The sequence below is a fragment of the uncultured Slackia sp. genome, assembly GCF_934630525.1.
GTDB lineage: Bacteria > Actinomycetota > Coriobacteriia > Coriobacteriales > Eggerthellaceae > Slackia.
In genome coordinates, this window is sequence record NZ_CAKTVX010000007.1 from 54,665 (window position 1) to 76,274 (window position 21,610).

The 21,610-nt window shown below is 57.5% G+C and carries 12 protein-coding genes; 5 read left to right on the forward strand and 7 right to left on the reverse strand.

What is annotated here, in order from left to right; translation table 11 throughout:
- Positions 1–10: 10 nt before the first annotated feature.
- The 5 genes from Q0D41_RS06925 to Q0D41_RS06945 all read right to left on the reverse strand — a co-directional run bounded on the left by Q0D41_RS06925 (position 11) and on the right by Q0D41_RS06945 (position 5,332).
- Positions 11–1,012 carry a hypothetical protein gene (locus Q0D41_RS06925; protein ID WP_294377162.1) on the reverse strand — a complete coding sequence of 334 codons (1,002 nt, stop codon included), beginning with the start codon at positions 1,010–1,012 and terminating at the stop codon, positions 11–13.
- On the reverse strand, positions 1,012–1,476 hold the full coding sequence (locus Q0D41_RS06930; RefSeq protein ID WP_294377168.1) for an RNA polymerase sigma factor: 465 nt from the start codon (positions 1,474–1,476) through the stop codon (positions 1,012–1,014). The genes Q0D41_RS06925 and Q0D41_RS06930 overlap by 1 nt, the downstream gene beginning before the upstream one ends.
- A gap of 64 nt (positions 1,477–1,540) precedes the next feature.
- Complete coding sequence (locus Q0D41_RS06935) at positions 1,541–2,275, reverse strand: hypothetical protein (RefSeq protein WP_294377171.1); 735 nt, start codon at positions 2,273–2,275, stop codon at positions 1,541–1,543.
- Positions 2,276–2,363: 88 nt separating this feature from the next.
- On the reverse strand, positions 2,364–2,972 hold the full coding sequence (locus tag Q0D41_RS06940; protein WP_294377174.1) for a 4Fe-4S dicluster domain-containing protein: 609 nt from the start codon (positions 2,970–2,972) through the stop codon (positions 2,364–2,366).
- Between the two features lie 2 nt (positions 2,973–2,974).
- Entirely contained in the window at positions 2,975–5,332 is a 2,358-nt protein-coding gene (locus Q0D41_RS06945; protein ID WP_294377177.1) for a molybdopterin-dependent oxidoreductase, read from the reverse strand.
- 234 nt (positions 5,333–5,566) lie between these two features.
- Here Q0D41_RS06945 and Q0D41_RS06950 point away from each other — a divergent pair, with 234 nt between their 5' ends.
- Both Q0D41_RS06950 and Q0D41_RS06955 read left to right on the forward strand, forming a co-directional pair.
- Positions 5,567–7,516: a DUF3365 domain-containing protein gene (locus Q0D41_RS06950; protein WP_294377181.1), complete on the forward strand. Its 1,950-nt coding sequence runs from the start codon at positions 5,567–5,569 to the stop codon at positions 7,514–7,516.
- Positions 7,497–8,195, forward strand: a complete 699-nt coding sequence (locus Q0D41_RS06955; RefSeq protein WP_294377183.1) for a response regulator transcription factor — start codon at positions 7,497–7,499, stop codon at positions 8,193–8,195. The genes Q0D41_RS06950 and Q0D41_RS06955 overlap by 20 nt, the downstream gene beginning before the upstream one ends.
- Before the next feature lie 287 nt (positions 8,196–8,482).
- Here the strand turns inward: Q0D41_RS06955 and Q0D41_RS06960 are convergent, their stop codons facing one another.
- Both Q0D41_RS06960 and Q0D41_RS06965 read right to left on the reverse strand, forming a co-directional pair.
- Positions 8,483–13,210, reverse strand: coding sequence for a 2-hydroxyacyl-CoA dehydratase (locus Q0D41_RS06960; protein ID WP_294377185.1), 4,728 nt, complete (start codon positions 13,208–13,210; stop codon positions 8,483–8,485).
- 12 nt (positions 13,211–13,222) lie between these two features.
- Complete coding sequence (locus Q0D41_RS06965; protein WP_367113817.1) at positions 13,223–14,014, reverse strand: TetR/AcrR family transcriptional regulator; 792 nt, start codon at positions 14,012–14,014, stop codon at positions 13,223–13,225.
- A gap of 512 nt (positions 14,015–14,526) precedes the next feature.
- Between Q0D41_RS06965 and Q0D41_RS06970 the strand changes: the two genes are divergently transcribed.
- From Q0D41_RS06970 to Q0D41_RS06980, 3 genes are read left to right on the forward strand one after another with little or no spacing between them, the layout of a single operon-like run.
- The gene (locus Q0D41_RS06970; protein ID WP_114616093.1) at positions 14,527–14,733 is read left to right on the forward strand and encodes a hypothetical protein; all 207 of its coding nucleotides are present in this window, start codon (positions 14,527–14,529) and stop codon (positions 14,731–14,733) included.
- Position 14,734: 1 nt separating this feature from the next.
- Positions 14,735–20,443 carry a type ISP restriction/modification enzyme gene (locus Q0D41_RS06975; RefSeq protein ID WP_294377196.1) on the forward strand — a complete coding sequence of 1,903 codons (5,709 nt, stop codon included), beginning with the start codon at positions 14,735–14,737 and terminating at the stop codon, positions 20,441–20,443.
- Positions 20,443–21,609 (forward strand): hypothetical protein, encoded by a 1,167-nt coding sequence (locus Q0D41_RS06980; protein ID WP_294377198.1) that lies wholly within the window; start codon positions 20,443–20,445, stop codon positions 21,607–21,609. Before Q0D41_RS06975 ends, Q0D41_RS06980 begins: the two co-directional genes overlap by 1 nt.
- Position 21,610 lies beyond the last annotated feature (1 nt).

A 21,610-nucleotide genomic window follows, 5' to 3' on the forward strand; every position in this document is an offset into this window, starting at 1 on the left:
TGTTGCTGGTCTATTGCCCTCGAGCGTGGTTGCCGCCAACGCCGTTGTTCCCATTGCCGTTGCCGTTGCCGTTCCCGTGGCCGTGACCCTTAGCGCTGTTGTCGCCGTGGGCGCCTGCGCCCTGCCCATTGCCCATGCCGGTGTGTTCGCCGTCCCCTTCGCTTTCGTCAATTCCGTTTTCCGCAAGCATATTGCGCAGTTCGCGCATGCTCATGGAGGCGCATTCATCGGCTGAAATGTCTACTCCGGCTTCTTGAAGTGCCTGATAGGCGCGGTATTTCGCGACGCCCATACCAGAATTGTGGGCGGCTTGGCGCTCCTCGGCGTTCGTGCGGTCGCAGTGCGCCTCGCCGTTGCAGCCGAAGCAATCGTTGCTTTGCGCGGCGAGCGCGGCGTAGCGATTCTCGTTGTCGCAGTCGATGGACACCTCCACGATGGCGCCCTCGCCGGCGATGGCTCGCATGGCGCCGTCAAGGTCGCGCGCGGCGGCGTCGAAGGCGCGCCACATGCAGGGGGCCTCGTCAAGCGCCCGCTGGCCGTCATCGTTGAGCGCGCATGTTCCCACCACGATGTCGAAACGGTTCAGCGTCAGCTCGACCGACGGGTTCACGTCGATTCCCACATATGCCACGGGTCGCAGGAAATCGGCTACGCCGCCTATGAGGCACGCGACAAGCGCCACGCACGCCGCAATCGCGGCGATGCGTCCGCCTTTGGCGAAACGCAGGGCTTTGCGGCGCTTCTGAGGAGTGGTGCTCCCCTGTCCTTTTGGCGCATCGATTGCGTGGCGGTTTGTTTGCGAGCCCGAGGGCTCTTCGGCAGTCTTGCCTTCTTGACCTGTGGGTTTGTTTGCGTGTGTGCTTTCCTGCGCGGCCATGAGCTCCTCGGTGCGCCCGCTTTCCCGCTGCTCGCGTTTTGCTTCGATGCTCGCGAGCGTGCGTGCGGCGATGTCGTTCGGAAGGTGGATGGCTTCAAACGCTTCTTTGACCTGGTGTTCTTCATTATCTGCCATTAGCTGAGCACCTCCCGCAGCCGCTTGCGCCCGCGCGATATCCATGAATAGACGGTATTTTCGGGCATACTGGTCATTTCGGAAATTTCGGAAGCCGTGTAGCCCTCGACGAGCGACAGATAGACCTGCGTTTTCGGCGGATCGCCGAGCGCGTCCATGGCTTCAAGTACGCGTTTAACGCCGATTTCGGTTTGGGTCGAGTCGTCTTGAATGCCGAGCAGATGGTCGTTGCACGCCTCGAGGCGGCTTTCGAGCGAGATGTTTTTCGCGCGGGCCGCCTTTAGGGCGTCCTTGCATTCGTTGATCGCGACGCGCAAAAGCCAGGCCTTTTCGTGTTCAGCGCTTGAAAAGGCCTGGTCATGCATAGCAAATTTCAGGAACGTGTTCTGCAGCACGTCTTCGGCATCGTGCGCGGGCATGTATGCGACGCACGCGCGCCAGACGGCATCGCCGTGCTCACTCATGGCGCGTGATATGTCTTCAGAAGGTCTCATTCGTTCGTGCGTGCGTTCCTCGAGTCAATGCCGTTTAGCGGTTGGGGCAATTTTGGGCGCGCTGGCAGCCGCCGACGAAGCCGTTGCAAGCGCTGTGGCTGTGACCATGGGCGTAGCCGCATCCGCTGCCGTTGGCGCAGGCTCCGTAGCCATTGCCGCTGCCGTATCCATAAGCGCTGCTGTTTTGGGCGCCGGAACCGTTACCCAATCCATTGCCGTTCCCGTAGCCTAAGCCGTTACCTGGGCAAAGGCCGTTTTCGTAATTATCGCAGATACCGTTGCCGTTTTTGTCGATGAAGGTCGCGCCATTGCCGCTCAGGCAACGTTGCGCGCAGAGCTTCCCTTCGATTGCGGAGCGCATGCATGCCATGCTGTTGCATAGCGAATGAGCGTTGTCGGCGGCGTTGGCGTTGACGCTTGCGTAGCAGGGCCCATTTCCGGTACAGAGGGGCTTCGCGAACGCCTCCTCTGGGTGCATGGCGAGCGCTGTGATTCCTGCAACAAGAATCAGGGTTGCGAAAAGCGCTGCTGCAGTATGGGTCGTGCGGGTTTTGGGGTTTTGGGAAGCGGTGTATGTCATGGCATCCTCCTGTCGTTTCGGGCTTTCAATAAAGAAACGATTCAGGTGGAGGAATCCTTGCAAGATTTTTTGGAAAAATGCGACCGCCTGTCGAAAAAAATGCTTTGTTTGAAGCCCGAACTTGGTTTCTGCGCGTGAAAGCGCGGTGAGTTTTCGTTTGCCGTCACAGCTGTAGAGCGCATTTTTCATCGAGCCATATGAGGCGCACAATACAACAGGGGCCCAGATTGACTGGGCCCCTGTATGGCGCGTGGGAGGGATTGCGCCTGAGAGAAGATTATTTCTTTGCCGCGTCGGCTGCTGCCGTGTTCACGTCAACTTCGACGTCGCGTTGCTCCATGGCAGAGTCGTCCGGCTCCTTGTTGAGCTTCGGGTCCACCGTGATAACGAAGCTCGGCTTCGTTCCCGAGTTCTCGTCGGAAACGATATCGGCCTGGTGGTTCTTTTGCAGGTCTTCCATCTCCCCAACGGCGATGTTAGCGCCGGGGCAAGCAGCGACGCATGCGGGCAGCTCGCCGCGCTGTTGGCGGTCATAGCACATGTCGCACTTGTAGGTCTTGCTCTCCTCCTCATCGTAGCAAGGAGCGTTGTAGGGGCAGGCCTCGATGCACATTTTGCAGCCGATGCATTTGTCGTGATCCTGCTTGACGATGCCGTTGTCGAGCTTGGTGTAGGCCTCGACAGGGCACGCCTTTACACATGCGGGGTCTTCGCAGTGGTTGCACGACATCGAGAGGAAGGAAACGTCGACGGGGCTATCTTGACGAATGCACGATACCTTGCGGAGCAAGACGCCCTCATTCAGCTGTTTCTCGCTCTTGCATGCAATGGAGCACGTTTTGCAGCCGTAGCAGTTTTTGTTGTTCATCCAGAAACCGAGAGCCATGACTACGCCTCCTTCTTAACTTCGATAAGGGTCTGGTTGCAGCAATGGGTACCGCCGAGGGTCTTCCATTTGTCGTTCGTTACATAGCTGCTTGAGCCGCCCTGCTGCTCCCACCAGCCATTCTGAAGGCCGACAACGCCCTGCTTGATACGCTCGCCTACCTCTGCAATGCCATGGTGTTCGCCGCGGTCGTTGAACACGACGACCTTATCTCCGTCTTTGATGCCGCGCGCTTCGGCGTCTGCGGTGTTAATGAGAATAACCGGCGCCTGATCGCAGACCTCATTCATCCATTCGAGATTGTTGAAGGTGGAATGCACACTGCGATAAGTTTTGCGCTGCACGCTAAAGAGCGGGTACTTCTGGGCGAGTTCGTCCCCGTTGCGTGCGTCTTCTTCGGCACGAGCGTATGAAGCAATGGGATTGAATCCGTCCTTCTTCCAGGCCGCAACCCAGAATTCAGCTTTGCCCGATTTTGTGAGGAATTTGCCGTCCTTGAACGGGATGTAATTGTCGTCGACCACGCATACGGCATGCTTTTCTTTGAGCTCGTCGAGCGTAACGCCAGTGGGCTCAAGAACATTGGAAATCATTTCGTCCATGGGCTTGCTGAAGGCATCGCCGAATCCGAAGCGCGTAGCAAGTTCGGCGAAAATCTCGAAGTCGCTCTTCGATTCGCCAGGTCCGTCAACGGCTTTTTCGCACAGCTGAATCCAGTGGCTGCGATTTTGCGCAAGAACACCTTCCGTCTCGAACACGCCCGTTGCAGGAAGAACGAGGTCGGAGTAGAGGGCGGTAGAAGTGAGGTATTGATCGGCGGTAATGACGAACGGAATCTTCTCTAGAGCCTTCTTCACCATATTGGTGTTCGGCCATTGCGTCATCGGGTTGCCCGTCATGGAGTACAGGACGTTCACTTTGAGCGGGTCTTCGTTCAGAATGGCCTCGCCAAACTTGAAGCGCGGAATGCTCGGGGCGGGATTCTCGACCTTTGGGACCTCGATTGGTGCGCCGGTTTTTACCTCGTTCATACCGCCCGCGTCGCTCACGCCGTCGCCTTCGTGGCCGACGTGACCGCACAGAGCTGCAAGGTACAGCTGAGTGCCGACCGCCCAGGAGCCGTTTTCTGTGCGCATAAAACCGCCCATGTTCTGGACGATGATTGCTTTATCGGCTTGCGCATATTCGCGAGCAATACGCTCAATGTCGGCAGCCGGAACGCCGCATTCGGCTTCGGCTGCGGCGGAATCCCATTTCTCCGCTTCGGCGTAAATGAGCTCGAACTCGGTATTATATGCATCGGCGGCAGAGGTTCCGTCGAGTTTCAGCGCTGCCTCGATGCCCTCTTTGTCGTGGCGCACGATTTCGTTGCTCTTCGTATCGAAAACAACGAAAGACGTCGGGTCATCTTTGTCTTGTAAGACAGGTTCGCCGGTCGCCTTATCGACGAGACATGGCGCGCAGGTGTGGGCAAGGGTGAATTCCTTGTCGAACAGGTCTTCGTCGATGACGATTTTGATCATCGCAAGTGCGAGTGCGGCATCGGTGCCAGGCCAAGGCTGAATCCACTCGGACGCTTTGGCGGCAGATTCAGTGCAAATGGGGTCGATGACGACGAACTTGCCGCCCTTTTCCATCATCTTCTCAAAGCGCTGGAAATAGCCCTGTTTGGAAATAGCGGGATTGTTGCCCCAGGCGATGACATAATCGCTTTTTTCAATCTGATTGCGCACGTCGATGTATCGTTTGCCGTAAATTGGAACCTCGGCAGCAGTTTGACCAGCGCAGCACAGTGAGCCAACGGTCGTTGCGGCTCCGCCCAGGTGAGCGAAGAACGCCGATGCAATGGGACCGTGCATTGCTCCGAAGTTGCCCGATCCGGTTACATAGCAAATAGAATGAACGCCGTCGGTGTCGATTGCATCCTGGAACTTCTCCTGAATCAAATCGAAGGCTTCGGACCATTCGATTTCTTTGAATTCGCCAGACCCCTTGTCGCCAGTGCGGAGCAGAGGCTTGGTAAGACGATTGGGATCTTTCGTCATGAATCCGCGAGCGATGCCTCGGGCGCATGCTGCGCAATCATTGAGCTCGGAAGACTCAACTTTGGCGATTTTGCCGTCGATAACATATGCCTTCAGGTTGTGGTGCTGGCATTCTGGCGGGCAGGTTGAATAGAAAATTTGCGCGCCCTCGTACGGATCGGTTGCGGCTTCTTCCTGTTTGTCGGCCTTTTTGCCCCCTGTGCTTCCACATCCGACAAGACTTGTTGCAGCAACTGCGCCAGCGGTAACGGCCGCAGTTCCCACGAACGCCCTACGGGACAGAGCGGGCATGGCGGTTTCTGCATGCTCTTTCATATCTTTCCCCCTTTTTCCTTAAAGATTTGAAAGGATGCTTCATATTTTCATCATTACCCCTGGTTAACTCAATTGAACGGGCTGTAATATTTCATTAAGAAAATGCTCTAATTCTTAAGAAATTATTAACATCGAATCAATCGCAAAATCACTCTATTATTCAGGGATACTAGGCATGAAGATTATGCTTGCCAGCTGGCGAATGGGGGTTCGCGTTTGGCGCAAGGGGGATCAATGTCCGACCGATTGAACGAGCGAACGAGCGAAAAGCAAACCATAGTGAGGAATTTGAAGCTCGTGCCTGAAAAAGCAAGGGGTTCATCTCGTCGTCGCGGCTTACGCAGCAAAATGGCGATCATCGTAATCGTTCTTATCGTCATACTCATGGGCGCCGATGCGTTGTGGAATTACAGCCTCCAGCGCACGCAGGCCGAGAACGAAGCTCGGGAAAAGGCCGAGGTGCTTGCTTCCGAGATGCGTGCCATGTGGGATTTTATCGACATGAACCAAGATGTCATCAATCGAGACGAGGATGGCAATTTCCGCACGAAAACGCTCGTGTGCGTAGTAGCTGCTAAGTCTGTGAGCACGTTGTTCACAAGCAACACCGACTACATTATTCGCTTCACGGGGGAAACTCCCCGGCAGAAAGCGAATGCACCCGACGTCTTTGAACAGGAGGCCTTCGATGCGTTCCGCGCCGATTCGAGCCTCGCTTCGTATAGCGGTGTTCGAACCGACGAGGAAACGGGCCAGCGCGTGTTCCGCTATTCCGAACCGTTGTATGTGACTGAATCGTGCCTTGAGTGCCATGGTGAGCCAGCTGGAGAAATCGACCAGTATGGCTACCCGAAAGAGGGCATGAAGGTAGGCGACATTGGCGGCGCTATGTCCATTACCGAGCCTATGAGTATCTACGAAGAAGGCATTGCGACATCCGTCACGCAGCAGGCACTTATGGTGCTTATCATGGTTGCGGTCGCTGGCCTCGGCATTTTCCTTGCGGCGAATCGCTTGTTGTTGCGTCCCATCGAGAGCCTCTCGCAGGCAGCGCATGATATCGAATCGGGCAATTTCGATTACAAGCTCGACACGTCGCCGCGCGTCGGAGGCGAAGATGAACTTTCCGAGTTCACGCGCGATTTCGACTCCATGGCGCGCCATCTTGAGCGCTTGTGTACCGACTTGAATAGCGAAGTGAAGAAGCAAACCGAAGAAACGCGCGTGCTCAATGACATGCTTATGTATCAGCAGCGTGAGCTGAAAAAGGCGGTCGATAAGCTGCATGAGGAATCGGCTTACAAGAGCGAGTTTTTCGCCATCGTGAGCCACGAGCTGCGCACGCCGCTCACGTCGATTCTTGCCTTTGCGCGCTTGCTGCTCGAGAACCCGAACCTCGATGAAAAAACGCACGAATCCATTGCCGATATCGAGGCAAACGGAACGCTGCTTCTTAATTTGGTGAACAACATCCTCACCATTTCGAAGGCCGAAGCCAATCGCAACGAACTGCTTGTCGAGCCGGTCGACTTTGTTGACCTGCTTGGATTCATCAAGAAGACGCTCGATCCTATCGCCGCCAACAAGGACATCGCGCTTTCCGCGAAGGCCGATGCGAACGTGCCAATCTCTATGGCCGACTGGGAAAAGCTGCGTCGCGTGATTGAGAACCTCGCCGACAACGCCATCAAGTACACCCATCGCGGTGGTCGCGTGGACGTTCGCGCGACGTTCTTGGCGCCGCTCGATCCGCAGGCGCACGATGGTGCGTTGGGCGCAGAGGACGAAGCCTGGCTCGCGGGCGGCGACGGCCACGACGCCGTCGCGCGCTCTGGTTCCAAGGCGGAATCGGATTCTGCGCGTCACGATTGGGAAGTCTCCCTCCCCTGTTCTTCCGCCCCGTATGGCACTATTTGCGTTACGGTCGCAGACGATGGAATGGGTATTGACGAAGGCGATATTTCCGATATTTTCGAGTTGTATAAACAGGCTGGTCAATCGCCCAATCGTCGCTATCGCGGCACAGGCTTGGGCCTTGCCGTTGTGAAGGAATTGACGGAATTGCACGGTGGCGTGGCGACCGTCGAATCGCGGCGCAAGGTTGGCAGCACATTCTGCGTGCGCATTCCTTATGTTCCCCTGCCGGACGAGGAGGAGGATTTCGATGAAGATTCTGCTTGCTGATGATGAGGTGAGCATTCAGAAGCTCATAAGCGGATTGCTTGAGGATGAGGGCCATGAATGCGTCTGCGTCGAAGATGGCGCTGATGCGCTCGAGGCGTTTGAGAACGGTTCGTTCGACCTTGTGATTCTCGACGTCATGATGCCGCGGATGGATGGGTTTGCCACTTGTCGCGAATTGCGCACCCGGGGCGTAACGGCTCCGGTGATTTTTCTTTCCGCAAAAGGCGATATCGTCGATAAAGGCATAGGGTTTGCTGCTGGCGGCGATGATTATATGACCAAGCCCTTCGACCCTCGCGAGCTGCTCATGCATATCGAGGCGCACCTGCGCCGCGCGCATATGGATGCTGCGCCCGCTAAGCCGGAGCCGAAAACGCTTGTGCTTGGCCGATTCGTGATTGACACCGCAAAGCACCAGGTCACCAAAGACGGAACGCCTATCAAACTCACGCCGAAAGAGTTCAAGATCCTGCTTGCGCTTGCCCGTACACCCGATACGGTGCTTTCGAAAGAGCAGCTTATTGAAGACGCTTGGGGTGCTGAATTCGTCGGCGAAACGCAAAGCATTACGGTGTTCATAAAGAAGCTCCGCAACAAAATTGAAGACGACCCGAGCGACCCTCGCATAATTGAAACAGTATGGGGAATCGGGTATCGCCTAGTCGAAGGCGCTTGCTAGCAAGATATCAACCTAACAAGCTAACAACCTGTAAAATGCTCGTAGCGTTTAACAGGCCTGCGGAGTGCAGGCTTTGAGACGAATGCGATGTTGGCAAAAAGAATGGGTGGCCGAAAACATGTTTCGGCCACCCATTCGCGTTGGCTGCAGCTACCGAGAAAACCCGCTCAATGCTACGAGCATTGAGCGGGCGCGCTTGGGGACGGGTATGGGAAAAACGGCGCCACCCGACCCGTTAAACGCAACGAGCATTTAACGGGTCGGGGCATGGAAGTCGCTTCGCTCCCTTAGCTCAGCTTCTCTTCCTCGATCTCGAGCGCACCGAGCACTTCTTCGTCGGCGGGCTTGGTGAGGTTCGCGTTGCGCTCGGCGCGGGCGGCCTCTTCCTTTTCCTCGAGGTTCGCTTTCGCCACCGAAATCATGAGCTTGATGCGGTTGAGCTGGTTGACCTCAGACGCGCCCGGGTCGTAGTCGACGGCCACGATGTTGCTCTCGGGGTAGCGGCGGCGCAGCTCCTTGATCACGGCCTTGCCCACCACGTGGTTCGGCAGGCACGCGAACGGCTGCGTGCACACCACGTTCGGCGCACCCGACACGATGAGCTCAACCATTTCGGCGGTGAGCAGCCAGCCCTCGCCCATCGAGTTGCACAGGCTCAAAATCTCGCTCGCGTATTCGGCCAGCTCATAGATGTTCGCCGGCGGGTTGAATCGCGTCGATGCGGCGAGCGCGTCGTTGACCGGCTTGCGGAACTTCGCGATGGCCGACAGCCCGATTTTGCCACCGAGCGCGCCCTTGGCGGAACGGCCCAGCGGGTCTTTCTGGAAAATGCCGCCCGCGATGCCGAACAGGAAGAACTCGATGAGACCAGGCACAACGGCCTCGCAGCCCTCGCGCTCGATCACGTCGACGATCTGGTTGTTCGCTGTGGGGTGGAACTTCACCAGAATCTCGCCCACCACGCCGACGCGCGGCTTGGTGCCCTCGCCCTGCAGCGGCAGCGTGTCGAAGTCTTCCACGATCTGCTTCACCGTGCGCTTGAATTCCGAGCGCTTCACGCCGCGCGCCAGCTGCGCCTTGCATTCGGCCATCCAATGGTCGAACAGGTGGTTGGCCGCGTCTGGTTCAATTTCGTAGGGGCGCGTGCGATAGAGCGTCATCATGAGCAGGTCGCCGTAGCACAGCGCGTACACGGCCTGCAGCAGCATCTTCGGCGTGATTTTGAAGCCGGGGTTCACCTCGCCCAGGTCTTTGAACGAAAGCGCGATAACCGGAATATGGCCAAGGCCGGCGGCTTTGAGCGCCTTGCGGATGAGCGAGATGTAGTTCGTGGCGCGGCAGCCGCCGCCGGTCTGCGTAATGAGCACGGCCAGCTTGTCGGTATCGTAGCGCCCCGAGGTAACGGCTTCCATGATTTGGCCTGTGACCAGGATGGACGGGTAGCAAATGTCGTTGTTCACGTACTTCAGGCCCGCGTCCACCGCGCCGTGGTCGACGCTCGGCAGCAAATCGACGTTGTAGCCGAAGCGCTTGAAAATGGGCACGAGCAGCTCGAAGTGGTACGGCGCCATCTGCGGGGCCAAAATCGTGTAGCCCGCTTCCTTCATTTCCTCGGTGAACTGCACCCGCTCGAACTCGGTCGAGGTTGCCTCGCGCTGCTTGAAGCGCTCGCGAGCCTCGGGCGCGGCCTTTTCCGTGAAGGTCGCCGGCGGCTCGATGGCCTGGGCCACGGCTTCGATCGCCGCGGCGTCGGCGGAACCGGCCTGCTGCTTGTTAGAGCCGGCGGCTTCAGCGGCGGCGACGCGCGTTTCGGCCTCGGCCAGAAGCTCTTTCACGTCGAGGCTGCACGCGGGGCATTCCTGTGCGGCGGCTTCGGCGTCGGCCTCTTCATCGGCCTGATCCTTCAGCGCGGCGAGCAGGCTGCGCACGCGAATGCGGGCGGCGCCCAGGTTGGAGACCTCGTCGATCTTGAGCACGGTGTAAATTTTGCCGGCGCTTTCCAGAATCTCTTGCACCTGGTCGGTGGTGAGCGCGTCCAGGCCGCAGCCGAAGCTGTTCAGCTGAATAAGGTCGAGGTCGCGGCGCTCGGCGGCAACCTTCGCGGCGGCGTAGAGGCGCGTGTGGTACATCCACTGGTCAACCAGGCGAATGGGGCGCTCAAGCGTGCCCAAATGCGCGATGGAGTCTTCTGTGAGCACGGCCAGGCCGAAACTCGTGAGCAGCTCGGGAATCGCGTGATTGATTTCGGGGTCGTTGTGGTACGGCCGGCCGGCCAGCACAATGCCGTGCGTGCCGGTCTTTTCCATCCACAGCAGGGTTTCGGCGCCCTTTTCGCGAATGTCGCGCTTGAAGGCTTCGTCTTCGGCCCATGCGGCGTCGACCGCGGCGTCGATTTCGGCCTGCGTCGGCGCGGCAACACCTTCGCCCATGAGCCCAGGGTGCGCCTGCACCAGCTCAACCATCAGGCGTTTCTTCAGGTGGTCTTTCTTGTCGTAGGGCAGCCACGGGTTCAAGAACGGCACGTCGCTCTCGCGAAGCTCGTCGATGTTCAGGCGCAGCGCCTCGGCGTAGCTTGCCACGATGGGGCAATTGAAGTGGTTGCCCGCGGTCGCGTCTTCCTGGCGCTCCCACTTGCTGCAGGGGAACCAGATGAAGTCGGGGTGCTTCGCGAGCAGGTTCATGATGTGGCCGTGCGAGAGCTTCGCCGGGTAGCACACGCTTTCCGACGGCATGCTTTCGATGCCCGCCTCGTAGGTCTTCTTCGTGGAGGGATCGGAAAGCACCACGCGCCAGCCCAGCTTCGTGAAGAAGGTGAACCAGAACGGGTAGTTTTCATACATGGAAAGCGCGCGCGGAATGCCCACGGTGCCGCGCGGGGCGGCGTCGGCCGAGAGCGGCTCGTAGTCGAACAGGCGATGGCTCTTGTATTCGAACAGGTTAGGCACGTCGCTCTTCTCGTTGAGCACGCCCGCGCCCTTCTCGCAGCGGTTGCCCGTGATGAAGCGGCGGTGCTTGCCGGTGGCTTCGTCTTTGCCGAAGTCGTTCACGGTAAGCAGGCAGTGGTTCGCGCAGGCCTTGCAGCGCACGGTTTTGTGCGTGGGCGCGAGGGCCTCAAGTGCGGCGGCGCCGAGCATGGCGGTGTGCACGTCGGCGGTTTTGCCCGCGCGCTCGGCTGCGCGCATGGCGGCCTGGTAGCGGTCGCGCGCCAGCAGGGCCGCGCCATAGGCGCCCATGTTGCCCGCGATGTCGGGACGCACGGCATTCACGCCGGCGAGCTGCTCAAAAGCGCGCAGCACGGCGTCGTTGAGGAACGTGCCGCCCTGTACGATGACCTTCTGCCCCACTTCTTTGGGGTCGCGGATTTTGATGACCTTGAACAGGGCATTCTTGATGACGGAAATGGCCAAGCCCGCGGCGATGTCGCCCACGGTGGCGCCTTCTTTTTGAGCCTGTTTCACGCGGGAGTTCATGAATACGGTGCAGCGGCTGCCCAGATCGACGGGGTTTTCGGCGGCGTTCGCGGTTTTCGCGAACTCGGTCACGTCGAGGTTCAGGCCGGCGGCGAAGCTCTCGATGAAGCTGCCACAGCCCGAAGAGCATGCCTCGTTGAGCATGATGTGGTCGATGACGCCGTCTTTCACGCGCAGGCACTTCATGTCTTGGCCGCCGATGTCGAGAATGAACTCGACGCCCGGCAGCATTTCCTGTGCGCCGCGAAGGTGCGCGACGGTCTCGATCTCGCCGGAGTCGACGCGCAGCGCTTCAAGCAGCAGGCCCTCGCCGTAGCCGGTCACGGTTGCATGTCCAATGGTGACCTTCGGCTGGCCGTCGGCTGCGGTGGGCAGCGCGGCGTACATTTCAGCGATGGCACGCTTGGCGGTGCCCAAAACATCGCCCTTGTTGTTGGCGTAGAAAGTCCACAGCAGGCTGCCGTCTTCGCCGATGAGGGCCGATTTGAACGTGGTGGAGCCGGCGTCGATGCCCAGGTAGGCCACGCCTTCGTAGGTGGAAAGGTCGCCGCGCTTCACCTTTTCGGTTGCGTGGCGCGCTTCGAATTCGTTGAACTCGGCCTCGTTGGCGAACAGCGGGGGCAGGCGCACGACTTCGCTGCCCTGAATGTCGCCCAGGCCGCGCAGGCGCTCGAGCACGTCGGCGAGCAGTTCGGGCGTGGCGGTTTTCTTGCCGCACAAAGCCGCGCCGCTCGCGACGAACAGGTGGGCATTCTTCGGGCGAATGGCGTGCTCATCGTCGAGATTCAGCGTTTCACAGAAGCGTTTATCCAGTTCAGAGAGGTATTGCAAGGGGCCGCCGAGTAAGGCGACATTGCCGCGAATGGGGCGGCCGCACGCGAGGCCCGAAATGGTCTGCGTCACAACGGCCTGGAAAATGGAGGCCGCGATGTCTTCTTTGCGTGCGCCTTCGTTCAGAAGCGGCTGCACGTCGGTTTTGGCGAACACGCCGCAGCGGCTTGCGATGGGGTAAATGGTGGTGTGGCTTTTCGCGAGCTCGTTCAAGCCGCCCGCGTCGGTGTCGAGCAGGGCCGCCATTTGGTCGATGAATGCGCCCGTGCCGCCGGCGCAGGTGCCATTCATGCGCTGCTCGATGCCGTTGTCGAAGTAGATGATCTTCGCGTCCTCGCCGCCGAGTTCGATGACGACATCGGTTTGCGGAATGAAGGTTTCGACGGCGGTTTTGCTCGCGATAACCTCCTGCACGAAGTCGATGCCGAGCCACTGCGCGAGCAAAAGGCCGCCCGAACCAGTGATGGCGATGGTCATGGGCGTTGCCGGGTATTGCTCGGCCGCCTCGCCCACCACTTCCACGATGGTCGCGCGAATGTCGGCATGGTGGCGGCGGTAGCACGAGTACAGAATCTCGTTGTTGTCGTCGAGCACGGCCACCTTCACGGTGGTGGAGCCTACGTCAATGCCAATGTGGAGCGGCGCCTGGCTCGCGGCGCCTGCGGCGGCCTGCGCTTCGGCGGCGATTGCCTGCTTGTCGTTGGTTTCAGCCATGTTGGTCCCCTTTTACATTTTGATGGATTCGCCCGGCTTGATGAACAGCAGGCGCATCGAGATAAGTGCCATTTCTTCGGAGGTCTCGGTCATTCCTGAATCGATCCATTCGCTGATTACGCCCAGGTAGGCGCCGGAATAAAACGAGATGTAGTAGCGCGTGAACGCCGAAGGGTCGTTTTGGTAGCGCTCGTGCAGAAGTGATCGCACGAAGCGATCGCACACGGCTTCGCGAAGGCGCATGCCAAACCGGGCGTCGCCGCCGGGGCCGAGCATCGCGTGCAGGAAAGGACCCTCTTCGCGCAGGTAGTCGTAGAGCTCCACGAGCATGGGAAGCGGTCGGTGCGTAAGACTGCATGCGGCGAGTTCGCGCAGCTTGATGCTTTGGAATTTCGCGAGCACTCCGCCGAGGCCCTCGATGACCTCGTCTTCAAAGGAAGCGAGCAGGCTTTCTTTGTCGCGGAAGTGGTTGTAGAACGTGCCGCGGTTCAGGCCGGCGCTCGTGCACAGGTCGCCCACCGAGAAGCCGTCGATGCCACGCTCTTCGACAAGCGCGATGAAGGCTTCGCGCAGTGCGGCGCGAGAGCGAGCGATGCGCGGGTCGCGTTCGGCTGCGGCGGACGCGGAAGCAGTGGGCGCGGGCACTGCAGCGGAAGCGGCAGCTGCGGAAGCGGCGGGCGCGGGCGCCGTGGGTGCGGGCGCGGATGCCGTGGCTGTGACCGGGGTTGCGGCTTGGCCGCATCCCTGATCGGCTGGTGTCGCGTGCACCGCGGGCGCTTCGATGGCGGTATTCGATGCCGTCAAATGTCCCCCTTGGGTTCAATCATCTGGTCTATTAAACACGTTGATTATTATTCAACATGTTGTTCAATAGTGCATTATACGGCTCGAAAACATGCGCGGCAACAAACTATGGAGGGCTTGTTATCGATTTGACAATTGGGGTTTGGGGGATGATGCGGAGTCGGTAGCATCTTTGCCCAGGGTGGACGCGTCCCGAAAACGCAACGGCTTTCGTTGAGCACGACGGCGTTGATAAGGGTTTGCTTTCGCAGCTTAGCCGCGTCAGTCCATTAATTAATAGCGAGTTACGATATGCATTGCGTGAACGATAAAGTACCAGGTTAAATGCGTTTGTGGTCCGCTGAATCTTTTTCTCTCGATTTTCGCCAGGAGAATAATTGAGCAATTAATGGAGGCTTAAGTAGGGCTGTCGCAGGAAGTGCGTGCATCATTGTCTTCGCGGCGGCGCTTGGCAACTTATCAGATGCTAAAATAAAATCCGTATTGCACTTTGCATAACAAGGACGGTTTCCATGGGTTATTTGGATTTACTGAGGGAAGACGCCAGCCAAACCGACATAAGGGAGCATTTGGTGAGCGGCCGGCCTGCCGCCATCACTATTCGGATACCGGAAACATTACGAGATGCCGCCAAAGAAAAGGCAGCTCTAAAAGGCATGAGCTTCTCCGCCTATGTGCGCGAACAGCTCATCGAAGACCTTACGAGAAGGGATGCATAGAATGGCAGCGTCCGTTACTGGAATTCTGGCAAACATCAAGCAGCCGCGCGGCGGTTACCTTCCGCTTTCAAATTTTGATATTGCGTCGCATTGCGACGATCTGCGCGTCGTCGGCGATTACAACATCGCGCCTTCGCTCGTCGGACTCGCGGTCGACTACGGAACGCGCATCGCCTTGGGCAACGACCCCGAGGAGACCTTTGGGGTGGCGACGGTCGGCGCGGGCATGGTCGGAGCCACCGACGTTGCCGAATCCCTGATTGCGGATATCGACGCCGCGGCGCTGAAGTCGGGCGAGATCGACGAGAAGAGCGTTGTTTCGCTGTGTAAGTTGTCCGGCTTCGATTCGGCTTTCCGCGCAGGGGCGTCTGCATACAGGCCCGTCTCCGAGATAAATCCCGACAGGCAGACCATCGCGGATATCGGCAACCTCATCCTGCGAACGAAGGCTTTCTTCGATGCGTCCGCCGAAACGGTCATTGCAGGGTTCACCTTCGAGGGCGCTTACACAGATGACGCGGGCGCAAGCGACGGCGACTACATCTGCGGCGACACCCTATGGGACCTTAAGGTGTCCAAGAATGAGCCAACGATCAAGAACACGATGCAGGTGCTGCTCTACTACCTCATGGGACTTCGCTCCAGCAAAGATGAGTTCAAGGCCGTGACTCGCATCGGGCTTTTCAACCCTTGGCTCCAGAAGTCCTGGTCGATGTCGGTGCTCGATCTCGACGAATCCTTCCTCTCCATGGTGGAGAACGACATCCTGGGCCACAAACCCCGACATTCTCGACCCTCGGTCAACTGGGCGAACGAGGGCTCGCGAACCATATACGAGGTAATCGACTGGATTCGTGACACTTGCGAATCGGAGCGCGACAAGGGAGACAGGTTCGAGCGCGCCAGCCGGTACTACCTCATGAACGACCCTGTTTACGCGCAGCGCTTCAGCGACGTGTGGATGTGGAAGGATGCGCCCACAAACGACGGCGCAGACCTGGGAATCGACCTTGTCGCCCAAGACGCGGAGGACGGCACGTATTGGGCTATCCAGTGCAAGTGCTACCAGAAGGCGACGCTCGACCTCCGCGACGTCGCCACCTTCTACACCAAGGCAAGCGCAACCGACGACTACGCGCACAACATGATAATCACCACTTGCGAGGACTTCGGCCCGAACTTGGACAAGACCGCCACGCAGTACGGCACGGTGCGCCTTTTTGCCGACAGCATGGCAGAGTCCGATGTGGACTGGGACGCCTTTGTTGAGGGCAAGGCGGTCGGCAAACGCTCGTTCAAGGAGCCCATGCCTCACCAGCGCGAGGCCATCGACGCCTGCCTCCAGAAATTCCAGCAATACGACCGCGGCCAGCTCATCATGGCATGCGGCACGGGCAAGACCATCACGTCGCTGCGTCTCACGGAGGAGATGCTCCCCGAAGGGTCTCTCGTGCTGTTTTTGGCGCCGTCGATCTCGCTCGTCGCGCAGACGATGCGCGTGTGGGCCAACCAGTCGAAGCGCGATTTGCGCTGCGCAGTGGTCTGCTCGGACGAGACGGCTTCCAACGCCGAGGGTGACACCTGGGAATCATCCCTTTCCGATATTCCGTATCCCGCCACCACGGACCCGACGGCATTACACAATCAGATAAAGCGATTCGATCGCACGCAGGGCGTGAACGTCGTGTTCTCGACCTACCAATCCATCCAGGTGGTTTCCGATGCCCAGCGCATGGGGCTCGACCCGTTCGACCTCATTGTCTGCGACGAGGCTCATCGCACCACCGGCGCCTCCGCCGCATCGGACGACCTCACCGAGCAGAGCGCGTTCACCAAGGTGCACGACAACCGCCTGGTCTCGGCGAGGAAGCGCGTCTACATGACCGCCACGCCGAAGATTTACGGCGACAAGGCCCGCGTGCAGGCGAAGACTGAGAGCTACGAGGTCTCGTCTATGGACGACGAGGAGAAGTTCGGCCCGGTGTTCTACCGCCTCTCGTTCGGCCGCGCCGTGGACGAGGGGCTGCTCACAGACTATCGCGTCATCGCACTCACCGTCTCGGAAGACGTGGTGAGCGAGGTGTACCAGCGCGCCATGGCCGACGAGGAGGGCTTCGAGATCACTGATGCCGCGAAGGTCATCGGGTGCTGGAAGGGCTTGGCGGACCAGGGCAAGAAGGACGGCAGCGGCCATCCGTTGAAGAACGCCGTCGCCTTCTGCTCGACCATCCCCGAGTCCAGGCGCATCTCCGAGTACTTCGAGCGAACGGTCAAGGCCTACATAGATTACGAGCGCGAGCAGGGCAACGACATTTCCGGCATGGAATGCGCCGTGCAGCACGTCGACGGTACCATGGACATGGCGAACCGCAAGGACAAGCTCGCCTGGCTCGCAGACACCAGCGAAGAGAGGTGCCACATCCTCTCCAACGTCCGCTGCCTTTCCGAGGGCGTTGACGTGCCGAACCTGGACGCCATTATGTTTCTGCAGCCCAAGAAGTCCCGCGTGGAGGTCGTCCAGGCAGTTGGGCGCGTCATGCGCCGCTTCGAAGGCAAAGACTATGGGTACATCATCCTGCCCGTGGTCATCCCCGCAGGCTACACGCCCGAAGAGGCGCTGGACAACACCGATGCCTTCAAAGTCGTGTGGGAGATAGTGCAGGCCCTGCGAAGCCATGACGAGCGACTCGAGGGTGGCGTCAACTCGCTGCAATACGACATGGCGACCACTTCCGTGGTGCAGGTCATCAACGTTGACAAGAATAAGGGCAGGGACCAGAATGGTGGTTCTGCTGCGGGCGGAAGCGCGGGCGAAGACGGGCAAGAGAGCACTCCCGGCGATCTCGGCCAGATGAAGATGGATTTCTCCGATCGAGAGCTGCAGGAGGCCGTGAACGCCGTAATCGTGAAAAGGTGCGGCAACAAGGTGTATTGGGAAGACTGGGCCAAGGACATCGGCGACATCGCCAAGCGCCACATCGAGCGCGTGGGCGAGCTGGTTTTGAATGGCGGTCCCGCTTCGGCTGAGTTCGCTGTCTTCCTGCGGGGTTTGCGCGACTCCCTCAACAACGGAATCACCGAAGACGAGGCAGTGGAGATGCTCGCCCAACATATGATCACGCTGCCCGTGTTCGACGCGCTGTTCTCGGAAGCCGAGTTCGCGAAGTCGAACCCCGTCTCAATCGCTATGGAATCTATGGTGGCGACGCTTCGCGGTTACGGCATCGAGACCGAGTCCGAGAAGCGCGAGCTGGCGGAGCTGTATTCCAGCGTGCGCTTGCGCGCCGAGGCCATTCGCAGCGACGCCGGAAAGCAGAAGATCATTAAGGAACTCTACGAGAAATTCTTCAGCCAGGCATTCAAGGCCACATCTGAGAAGATGGGTATCGTTTATACCCCTAACGAGGTGGTGAACTACATCCTGCACGCTACTGACCGAATTTTGAGAAAAGAATTCGGGAAGTGTTTGGCCGACGAGGGCGTGCGCATCCTCGACCCGTTCACAGGTACAGGCACCTTCGTCGTGAACTTGCTGCAGGATGAGGAGCTCATCCCGACCGAAAAACTGCCGAACAAGTATGCGAACGAAATCTATTGCAACGAGATCCTGCTGCTTGCCTATTACATTGCCACCATCAACATCGAGCATGCGTACCATTCGCGCATGCCGCAGGAATACGTTCCCTTCGAGGGAGGCGTGCTCACCGACACGTTCCAGATGCACGAGGATGGGGATACCATTGACGCCAAGATATTCGCAAAGAACACCGAACGCATTCTAAGGCAGATGGAGACGCCTATTGATGTTATCGTTGGTAACCCGCCCTATTCGGCTGGGCAAAAGAATGAAAACGATAATGCCAAGAATCTGAGCTATCCGACATTGGATGAGAAAATTCGAAGCACTTACGCCGAGGCATCTTCTGCTACTCTTAAAAATAAATTATACGATTCGTATATCCGAGCATTTCGTTGGGCATCCGATCGCATCGAGGATAAGGGTATCGTATCGTTCGTCACGAACGGCGGATGGCTCGACGGCCAGGCTATGGATGGCTTCCGCAAGACTCTTGTCGACGAGTTCAGCTCTATTTACGTTTTCAACCTCAGGGGCAACCAGCGCACGCAAGGTGAGCAGTCACGTAAGGAAGGCGGTAAAATCTTCGGGTCGGGCTCGCGTACTCCTGTTGCCATCACCATTCTGGTGAAGAATCCTGATTCCAGCGAACATGGTGTCATCTACTATCACGACATTGGCGACTACCTCACGCGCGAGGAGAAGCTGTCCATCGTGGCGAGTTCGGTTCCCGGTGAGCCTTTTGAGTGGGACATAATTGAGCCAGACCGTCACGGCGACTGGCTCAATCAACGTGATGATTCGTGGTATGAATTTATCCCTATCGCTATCGATAAACATGGAATAGCAGGGCTGATGGAAACCTATTCTTTAGGTGTCCTTACGGCAAGAGATGCCTGGGCGTATGGATATGGTAAAACGCAAGTTCATAACAATATGCAACGGTTAGTCGATACATACAATAGTGAGCTGAATCGGTATGCAGAATCTGAAAGGATGACTGATGTGGCATCTTTTGTCGTATCCGATCCTACGCAAATCAGTTGGACTCGTGCCTTAAAGAACGATTTGCGCCGTTTGAAACCGATAACATTTGATGAAAATAAAATTGTCTTGAGTTCATATCGCCCATTTTGTAAGCAATGGGTTTATTTCGATAGGCGTCTTAATGAGATGGTTTACTTAATGCCGGAGCAATATCCAGATGGCATGCCCAATATGTCTATTTGCGTTTCCGGAGGAAGCAAATTCTCTGTTTTGGTGACAGATTGTTTGCCTAATTATCACTTCGATGGCGACTCGCAATGCTTCCCCCTCTATTGGTACGAGGAAAAGAAGGATATCGAAGGTCTATTCGCTGAAACCGGCATGAAGCAGAGCAATTATGTATGCCATGACGCTATCACTGACGAGGCCCTCGAAGTGTTCCGTGCTGCCTATCCAAACGCATTCGGAGGCGGTAAGGGGCGCACGATCGAACAAGCCAAAGCCGACGGCCTGCCCCCAAAGATTGCCAACAGCAACGAACGCTTTGATGTGAACAAGGTCGACATCTTCTACTACGTGTATGGCATTCTTCATTCGCCTGAATACCGTGGCCGTTTCGAGGCTAATCTTCAAAAAGAGCTTCCGCGCATCCCCTTGTCGCGCAACTTCCGTGAGTTCTGCGCTGCAGGTCGAGCCCTTGCCAAGCTTCATCTGGACTATGAAGCGATTGAACCTTGGCCGGTGAAAGAAGCGGGCTCATCGCTTTTGCCTGGGCCGGTTCAGAAAATTAAATGGGGTAAGCGCAAGGATTCCGAAACAGGCAAGAAGGTAGATGACCATACCGTTCTCATCTACAACGAGAACCTCGTGATTAAGGACATCCCCGAGGCTGCTCAGCGCTACACCGTCAACGGTCGAAGCCCGTTGGAATGGGTGATCGACCGTTACCAAGTGAAGACCGACAAGGCGTCCGGTATCGTCAACGATCCCAACGAGTACAGCGATGACCCGCGCTATATAGTCGATCTCATTGAGAAGCTCATTCGCGTCTCAATGGAAACCATGGAGATAGTCGATCAACTACCGCCGGTATCTGAGCTTCCGCAACCCGTCAACTGGCCTTTCGCCTGGAAGGCTGGTGAGTAGTGAAAAACAAGAAGGCGTTTGACGAACATCAACTCTGGGGTCTGGTTGAGGAGCTGAAAAGCGATGATAGAATCACCAGCCTTCCCCTTGATACACGTCAGTACGTAAGATACTTACTTGAGCAGCTCGACAAACGAGGAAGAACTACTAACGCCTATTACGTGCGGGTTTCTTCGCTTGATGAGGTGTACGGACAGCTGTGCAACATTCGCGACTGGCTTCCTGATTACCCGAGTTATATCGATAGCGCAGTTGACGAATGCATGCGTATCCTCGCTTCCGAGTGGCCTGCAAACAATGGGCGTCAAATCGTTGATATCGATGAAGCGGTTCGCGATGCCTTTTTTGCCGATTCGGAGGAGAGGATAAAGCGAGCGCGAGATGCTGCCAACAAGGTTGAGGATCTGTCCCGGCAGTTCCAAGAGAAGAAGGGTGAATACGAAGCTGGGCTCGTTGAGCTAAAGTCGTCGTATGCCGAATCGATAGCTGCGTCCAAGACGCAGCTCGAAAAGCGGCGCGACGAGCTGGGCGACGAGTTTGAATCGGAGGTTAAAGAACGCGCTAATAAAGCCAGCTCAAGCCTCGCCGCCGTTGAAAACGAATACAGAAAGAGTCTCAGCTCAACCAAGGCAAACGTCGATCAAATTCTCAATGAGGTCGAAAATACCGCCAACTCCATCAGTGGCATTGCTATGACGACGGACTATGCCAAGTATGCGACGGACAAGGAGAAAGCTGTTCGAATATACGATGGCCTGGCTATTCTCTTCGCCATTGTTGGCATTGCGTTGGTCGCTTTCGCTCTTACCGGCCTTCATGCGGATGCGACGTCCGCTTCGGTTTTCAAACTGGCCGTCTCTGTTGCGTCCTTTACCGTTTCGGGCTTTCTCTTCAAGCGCGGTACCTACAACCAGCGAGAGGCCAAAGCGGCAAGACGCACCGAGCTGACGCTTAGGGAATACAAGCCTTTCATTGCGAATCTTAGCGAAGAGGATAAGAGGGAAATTACCAACAAGATAGCCGACCGAATTTTCATCAAAGGGGAAATTGGAGATAAGGAAGAAAAGACAATCTCGAACGCTCTTTTTGACAGAGGGTTAAATGAAAAACAGCTTGCTTCGTTCGCTGCGATAGTAAAAGCTCTGTCAAAAGATTCGCCGAACTAAC